General features: G+C 69.1%; 3 protein-coding genes, 1 tRNA gene and 1 pseudogene. All 5 read right to left on the bottom strand.

The window, feature by feature from the left end; all coding sequences use genetic code 11:
- Window positions 1–67: 67 nt before the first annotated feature.
- The gene (locus tag ACFDTH_RS18120; RefSeq protein WP_375288942.1) at window positions 68–481 is read right to left on the bottom strand and encodes a DUF4112 domain-containing protein; all 414 of its coding nucleotides are present in this window, start codon (window positions 479–481) and stop codon (window positions 68–70) included.
- Window positions 482–487: 6 nt separating this feature from the next.
- Window positions 488–1,918, bottom strand: a complete 1,431-nt coding sequence (locus ACFDTH_RS18115) for an ABC transporter substrate-binding protein (protein ID WP_375288941.1) — start codon at window positions 1,916–1,918, stop codon at window positions 488–490.
- Between the two features lie 26 nt (window positions 1,919–1,944).
- Window positions 1,945–2,028 (bottom strand) — tRNA-Leu (locus ACFDTH_RS18110).
- Window positions 2,029–2,084: 56 nt separating this feature from the next.
- Window positions 2,085–2,363 carry an integration host factor subunit beta gene (locus ACFDTH_RS18105; RefSeq protein ID WP_375288940.1) on the bottom strand — a complete coding sequence of 93 codons (279 nt, stop codon included), beginning with the start codon at window positions 2,361–2,363 and terminating at the stop codon, window positions 2,085–2,087.
- A gap of 125 nt (window positions 2,364–2,488) precedes the next feature.
- Window positions 2,489–2,664 (bottom strand): annotated as a pseudogene (locus ACFDTH_RS18100) (30S ribosomal protein S1); the annotation flags it as partial.

Here is a 2,664-nt window from a genome sequence, read left to right as displayed (position 1 = left end):
GCGCCTGCTTTGGGAGCAGGATGTCGCAGGTTCGAATCCTGTCTCCCCGACCATCGTGCGCTTGCGATCAGCGCTGCACCGTCGCGGTGCCGGGGTGATGCCGGTTCAGGTGACGCTTGATCGTCTTCAGGTTGCGGCTGTTCGACCGGTAGAAGAAGTCCGCCGCGTCGCCGATCACCGGCACTGCGCCCAGCAGCGTATCGAATGCGACCCGGCCACCCATGCGCGCCAGCTGCAAGCGGCTGAGCCCCAGGTTGCGCGCTTCCCACACCAGCCAGGCGCCCATCGCCGCGGTGATCACGTCTCCCGCCACCGGCACCAGCCCCAGCAGCGCATCCAGCCCGACCTTCCGGCCGATGCCGGGAAGGGTCACCATCCCTTCCATCAGCTGCTCGATCGCCTCCACGCGACGGCGCACCGAGGCGGGATCGCGCCCGAGCGGCAGATCGTGAGTCGAAAATCGGGTGGTGCGTGCTTGCATGGAGGATCAGTTGGGGGGCTCGAACAGATGATTCAACGGGTGCCAGGCGCGGGCGTTGCGTTGCCAGCCCCGTAGCCCGCGCGCGACCAGTGACCAGCGGAACGGCCGGCCCACCGGGATGAAACCGACGTCTGCGGCAAGCATGGCGTCCGCCCGGGCGCTGGCGGCGGCACGCTCGGCCAATGTGGGGGCGATCCGGGCAGCGTCGATCGCTGCCTTCACCTCCGGGCTGCAAGAGGCACAGGCGGCGTCGAGATACCATCGCGCACTGTCATAGGGCGCGACGGCATCGACCAGGCGGAGGTCTGCGGTCTTGCCCATGCCGACCCGAACCGGCCGGATCCCGACGGCGAGCAGGTCGGCGGCGAGCCGCGCCCACAGGCGGCTCGCCCCGGCGCCGACAGGAAGGGCGAGGCGCAGGGTTGGCACGCTGCCGGTGCGCTCGCGCCATTCGGCGACGATCCGGCGTGCGTCCGCGATCCGCTCCTCCGGCGCCAGCGCCGCCCAGCCGCCGATCGCGGGGCCGGCGGCCGAATCGAGCGCGTCCGGCAGGAGCTGTTCCGTCGCGACCCAGTCCTGCGAGAAGGCACCCAGCAGCGCGGTGCGGTCGATCGCCTCGGCGATCGCCGTGCGTCCTGCCACGTCCGCAAGGAAACCGTGCCGGGACGCGATCGCCAGCCCAAAGATGCCTGAGGCAGGATCGATGCGGATGCTGCTGCGCTCGACCTTCGCCAGCCCAACCAGCGGCCAGTCGGCGAACGTGCCCCCCAGGACCAGGTCCGCACCGCGTTCGCGGAAGCGCAGGATTGCCATGGCCGCGCGCTCGCCGCTCAGGCGGATGCGGTGTCTGACTGCAGGGTTCCGCTTGTCCCGCGACCGGTCCGGCTCCGGTCGGGGAGCGAGGAGCAGCGGATCGGCGGAGACGGGAGCATAGGGCCCCGAGCCGAGCCGCGTGCCTCCGGCCCTGCGGACGATGGCGAGTTCGGGCTGGGCGAACAGCTTCAGCAGGTCGGGGCGGGGGCGCGACAGGTCCACCTCCACCACGTCAGGCGTCATAGCGCGCACCGCGCTCACTGCCGTGAGATAGGGCTTGATTGGGTTGCGGGAGCGTTGGGCGATCTGGCGGCGGAGTGCGGCGGCGACCTCCGTTGCCGTGATGATGCGCCCATCGGGCCAACGCAGGCGGCGCAGGCGGAAGATGTAGGTGCGGCCATCGTCGATGACGATCCAGCGCGCCGCCAGTCCAGCCTCGATCTGTCCTGCCGCATCATAGCGCACGAGGCCCTGAGCGATCGTGTCGGCATAGACGCGGTCGGGCTCGCTCGCCGCGCCGCGGCCACCATCGCGGAGCTGTGGTGCTCCTCCGATTACGCTCACTGCGGTGGTTTGCTCGGGAGTCGGCTGGTCGCAGGCGAACAGCAGCAGCGCGCCCGCCACCACGCAGCGGCGGCGGGCGGCGCTGCTGGTGCGGGCGGCGGGACTCGAACCCGCACGCCTTGCGACAGAAGATTTTAAGTCTCCAGCGTCTACCATTCCGCCACGCCCGCGTGAGGGCGCAGCGCAAGCCGATGCGCCACGCTACGTCAAGGCGCGATCGTCCGGATCAGACGTTGAGCCGCTGGCGCATTTCCTTGCCGGGCTTGAAGTAAGGCACGCGCTTGGCGGTGACCTCCACCGTCTCCCCGGTCCGCGGATTGCGGCCGGTCCGCGCATCGCGGGTGCGGGTGGAGAAAGCGCCGAATCCACGCAGTTCCACACGGCCATTGTCGGCCAGCCGTCCGGTGATCTGGTCGAAGAAGCACGAGACGATCATCTCGATGTCGCGCGGCGTGAGGTCCGGATTGGATTCCGCCAGCGATTGGACGAGCTCTGATCGGATCATCTGCATGCCCCTGTTGCTGCGCAGCGCCTAGAGGTTGATCCAGGTAAAGTCCAGATCGTATCCCAGGCGAAACGATCTTCGGATTGCCGGGGGACGGCAGCGTGCCGCCCCCCGGCTTTCCCGTCTTACTTGCCTTGGCGCGCCTTGAGTGCCTCGCCCAGAATGTCGCCGAGCGAAGCCCCGGAGTCGGACGAGCCATACTGCGCCACCGCCTGCTTCTCCTCGGCGATCTGCATCGCCTTGACCGAGAAGGTCGGCTTCTTGGAACGATCGAAGCCGGTCACCATCGCGTCGAACTTCT

The sequence above is a fragment of the Sphingomonas sp. genome (assembly GCF_042096255.1).
In the GTDB taxonomy this organism is placed as follows: Bacteria; Pseudomonadota; Alphaproteobacteria; order Sphingomonadales; family Sphingomonadaceae; genus Sphingomonas.
Note: the sequence above shows the minus strand (reverse complement) of the source record. Positions and strands in the feature narration are given on the sequence as shown.